5 protein-coding genes are annotated in these 4,068 nt (G+C 67.4%); 1 reads left to right on the top strand and 4 read right to left on the bottom strand.

From position 1 onward, the window contains the following. Positions 1 to 304: PQQ-dependent sugar dehydrogenase (locus QOI01_RS17485; RefSeq protein ID WP_526383090.1), on the top strand; the 304-nt coding region annotated here is incomplete at its 5' end. A gap of 87 nt (positions 305 to 391) precedes the next feature. Here QOI01_RS17485 and QOI01_RS17490 read toward each other — a convergent pair. From QOI01_RS17490 to QOI01_RS17505, 4 genes are all read right to left on the bottom strand, one after another. Further along, positions 392 to 1,669 carry an amino acid ABC transporter substrate-binding protein gene (locus QOI01_RS17490; RefSeq protein ID WP_526383092.1) on the bottom strand — a complete coding sequence of 426 codons (1,278 nt, stop codon included), beginning with the start codon at positions 1,667 to 1,669 and terminating at the stop codon, positions 392 to 394. Positions 1,670 to 1,722: 53 nt separating this feature from the next. Continuing rightward, positions 1,723 to 2,466, bottom strand: coding sequence for an ABC transporter ATP-binding protein (locus QOI01_RS17495; RefSeq protein WP_526383094.1), 744 nt, complete (start codon positions 2,464 to 2,466; stop codon positions 1,723 to 1,725). After that, a complete protein-coding gene (locus QOI01_RS17500; protein WP_526383096.1) occupies positions 2,463 to 3,176 on the bottom strand; it encodes an ABC transporter ATP-binding protein in 714 nt (237 codons plus the stop codon). Before QOI01_RS17500 ends, QOI01_RS17495 begins: the two co-directional genes overlap by 4 nt. Next, on the bottom strand, positions 3,173 to 4,068 hold an 896-nt coding region (locus QOI01_RS17505), incomplete at its 5' end, for a branched-chain amino acid ABC transporter permease (RefSeq protein WP_526383098.1). The genes QOI01_RS17500 and QOI01_RS17505, both read right to left, overlap by 4 nt.

A 4,068-nucleotide genomic window follows, 5' to 3' on the forward strand; every position in this document is an offset into this window, starting at 1 on the left:
GGACACCGCAGGGTTGATCGACCCGGCGATCCAGTGGTCGACCGACGAAGCGTCACCCTCCGGACTGGCTTACTTCGGCGGTTCCTTATGGGTCGCGGCCCTTCGCGGTCAGCGACTCTTCCAGATACCGGTCGGGGCCGACGGCTCGCTGGGCACTCCGGCGCCGCTGTTTGTCGGGCAGTACGGGCGTCTGCGGACAGTTGTTGCTGCACCGGACGGCACGCTTTGGTTCACCACCAGCAACCGCGACGGTCGGGGCAGTCCCCGCGACGGCGACGACCGGATCCTCCAGTTCCGGCCCTGAGCCGACCGTCCGGCATCCGTCCACGTGTTCAAGGGTGGCGAAAGAAGACGTAAGTGTGATCGCCGGCGGTCGCATCGAAGGTGGCGCTCAGCCCAGCGGGGCGAGCGGGTAGATGATCGGGGCCTGTGCCGAGTCCGGCGGCGCGATGGCCTTGACCTGCCCGCCCTGGATCTGGACCAGCATCGGGTTGAGCGCGGTGTTGTTGTGGAAATGGTCGCCGTCCGATGCAAACTTGATCGGTCCGTAGAAGGTCGTCAGGTCGGTGGCGGCGATCAGGTCGTTCAGCTTGCCCCGGGCGTCCTCGGACAGCGAGGGCGTCTCACCCAGCTTCTCGACCGCGGCCTGCAGCACCTGCCCGGCGGCGCTGCACCCGGCGGCGGTGTAGTCCGGTGGCGAGCCGTGCGCCTGCTCGAATGCGTTCGCATAGTCGGCGGCCGAGCCGAATAGGTCGTCACGGAAGGACGCGGTCGGCAACCAGACTGAGATCCCCATCACGCCGTCGGCGCGGCGGCCGAGTGCCTTCGCGAAGGAGGCATCGGTGATCCCGTAGTGCTCGATGATCGCCTTCGGGGTGTAGCCGGTCGCGGCCAGCGCATTCACGAAGTCGACCAGAAGGACGTCGTGGCCGCCGACTGCCACAATGTCGGGCCGTTGCGCCGCGACCACGTTGGCGACCGGCGCCAGGTCGGCGTTCGGCGGAAACAGCGAGAAATGCACGACATTCAGCCCGGCGTCCTCAGCCCCCTTGCGGAAGCCCTGGGCGGTGTCGTCGGAGAACGGCTCGTTGGCGCCGACGACCGCCGCCGTCGCCGGCTTGGTCGTCGCAGTGTCCACGATCGACTGGATCGAGCGGGCCGCCGTGGTGTCGACGGCGGGAATGACGCCGAAAGTGAACGCGGGCTGCTTCTTCCAGATGCTGGGAGACTCCGCCGAACCGGCGATGCACGGCACCCGGTACTTGGCGCAGATCGGGTCCATCGCGATCTGCACGCCGCTGGTGTACGCGCCGAAGATGGCGTTCACGCCTTCCTGGGTGGCCAGCCGGGACGTCGCGTCGGCGGCGGTGCCAGGATCGCTCTTACAGTCCTGCACGATCAAGTCGACTTTGTACTTCTTGTCGCCGATCGACAGCCCGCCCTTTTTGTTTACCGTGTCGGCCCAGAGCTGGTATCCGCGCTGGGCGATCTGTCCACCGGTCGCGGATTCGCCGGACAGCTCGAGCACGGCGCCGACCTTGAACGTGTCGGTCCCGCCGTTGCCCGTGTCGCCGCCGCACGCGGCGAGCAGGCTCGGGCCGGCAACCACGCCGCCCACCACGAGACCGGTCCGGGTGAGAAAGCGTCGACGGTTGATGTAGGTGGGCATGATCATTCCTCTCGAGTCGCCCTTGCGGGCTGCGGACCGAGGCCGTGCATCGTTCAGCGGCCCCCCAGATAAAGGTGCATGAGCTCGCGGTCGTCCTCCACGTCGGCGGGTGTGCCTTCAAACCGGTTCTGGCCCGCCACCAGGACGTACATCCGGTCGGCCACCCGCAACGCCTCGCGGATGTTCTGCTCGATCATGACCACGCCCACGCCGCGCCGGGCGAGCTCGGCGGCGCGTACCAGGACGTCACCGACCAGCTTGGGCGACAGGCCGGCGGACGGCTCGTCGAACAGCAGGAACCGTGGGCTCAAGATGAGCGCGCGGGCGATCGACAGGATCATCTGCTCGCCGCCGGACAGCTGGCCGGCCTGCACGTCATACCGCTCGCGCAGCCGCGGGAACTCCTCCAGCAGCTCCTCGATTCGCCGGTCCAGCCGCTTTCGGGAGCGGATCGTATAGCCGCCGATGCGCAGGTTGTCGCGCACCGAGAGCTGTGGGAACACGCCGCCGCCCTGCGGCATCATCGCGAGCCCGCGGCCCAATGTGCGATGAGACGGCAGATGGGTGAGATCGTCGTCGTCGATCCTGATGCTGCCCGCCCACGGATCGATCACTCCCACCATCGCTTTCAGCAGGGTGCTCTTCCCACAGCCGTTCGGCCCGAAGATGCAAGTGACCTCGCCGGTGCGAGCGGTCATCGACACCTGGTGCAGGATCTGCACGCTGCCATACCCCGCGTCGAGGCCGTCAACCGTGACTACGCTGTCGCGGGAGTCGCTGCCCTGGTGTTCACTCACTCCGCCGACACCCCCAAGTACGCCTCCATCACGTGCGGATCGTGCGAGATCTCCTCAAAGCTGCCCTGCGCCACGATCTTTCCGGCATCCATCACGATGATCCGGTCGCAGATGTCCTGCGCGAGTTCCATGTCGTGCTCGATCACCAGGAACGTCGTGCCCCCGTCACGCAGCGTGCGAATGGCGTCCAGCATGATCTGGCGCAGGCGCGGGTGTACCCCGGCGGCGACCTCGTCCAGCAGCGCGACTTTCGGCTTCTGCATCAGCACCCGACCCATCTCCAGCAGCCGCTGCTGTCCGCCGGACAAGGTGCTCGCGAGGTCGTCGGCGACCTGACTGAGCTCCAGGCGCTCCAGTACGGCGTCCGCGTCGGCCCGGGCGTTGTTCCAGTCGAACTGCACCGCGGCGGTCCAGAGGTTCTCCCGCACAGTCATGTTCACGAACAGCGCTGGGATCTGGAAGGTGCGTCCCAGGCCGGCGCGGGCTATTCGGTAGGGAGCGAGCCGGGTGATGTCCCGGCCGAACAGCGAGATGGTGCCGGCGTCGGGCTTCAGGGCACCGGTGAGCAGGTTGAACAGTGTGCTCTTCCCGCTGCCGTTCGGCCCGATGATGCCGACGATCTCCGCCTGCTCGGTGTCGAACGTGACACCGTCGACCGCGCGGATGCCACCGAAGGAGCGGAACAGGTCGTCGACCACAAGCACCGTCATTGTCTGGCCTCCTCGGTCTCGCTGTCCGTTCGCCGGGGCACGACGTCGCCGCGGGCGCGGCCGAGCAGCTGGCGTACCAGCCGCATCCGTCGTACTCGCCGGCCGGCGCTGACCAGCCCGTCGGGCAGAAACAGCACGAAGGCCATCACCAGCACGCCGACGACGATGATGTAAGCGGTCGTCTCGCCGTAGCTGACCCGGAGCTGTTCGTCGAACAGGTACAACACGGTCGCGCCGAGCGCCGGACCCCACGCGTGCCCGAGCCCGCCGACGAGCACCATCACCACCAGCTGATCGGTGATGATGGTGTTCAGCACGCTGGCCGGGTTGATGAACGTGATCCAGTAGGCGTTGATGCCACCCAGCACGGCCGGAATGATCGCGCTCAGTACGAAGGCCGCGATCTTGACCAGCGTGGTGTTGATGCCCTGCGCGCGGGCGGCGATCTCGTTGTCGCGTACCGCCTTCACCCGGAAACCGAACCGGGACCGTTCCAGCAGCACATAGCACACGGCGTATGAGATCGCCGCGGCGGCGAGCATCGTGTAGTAGAAGAAGTTGTCGTCGTTGCGGATCGGCGTCGTGAGTCCGCCGGAGCCACCGGTGAAGTGGAGGACTGTGGTGAGCTCGCGTACCGCCTCGGCCAGCGCCCAGGTCGCGATGGCGAAGTACGCGCCCTTCAGCCGCAGCGCCGGCCAGCCGACCAGCGCCGCAACGGCGCCGGCGACCACGGCCGCCACCGGCAGGGTCGCCCAGAAGTTCCAGCCGTGCTCGGCCTGCATCAGGATCGCCGTGGTGTACGCGCCGATGCCGAAGAATGCGACATGGCCGAAGCTGATATAGCCGGCGTACCCGCAGATCACGTTCCAGGACAGCGCGAGTCCGGCCCACA

Origin of the sequence: Mycobacterium sp., from assembly GCF_032162605.1 — a bacterium.
Classification (GTDB): Bacteria; Actinomycetota; Actinomycetes; order Mycobacteriales; family Mycobacteriaceae; genus Mycobacterium.

Excerpts from the sequence above, each read along its gene's own strand:
- QOI01_RS17490 (WP_526383092.1), bottom strand. The coding sequence starts at position 1,669 with ATGCCCACCTACATCAACCGTCGACGCTTTCTCACCCGGACCGGTCTC.
- QOI01_RS17500 (WP_526383096.1), bottom strand. The coding sequence starts at position 3,176 with ATGACGGTGCTTGTGGTCGACGACCTGTTCCGCTCCTTCGGTGGCATC.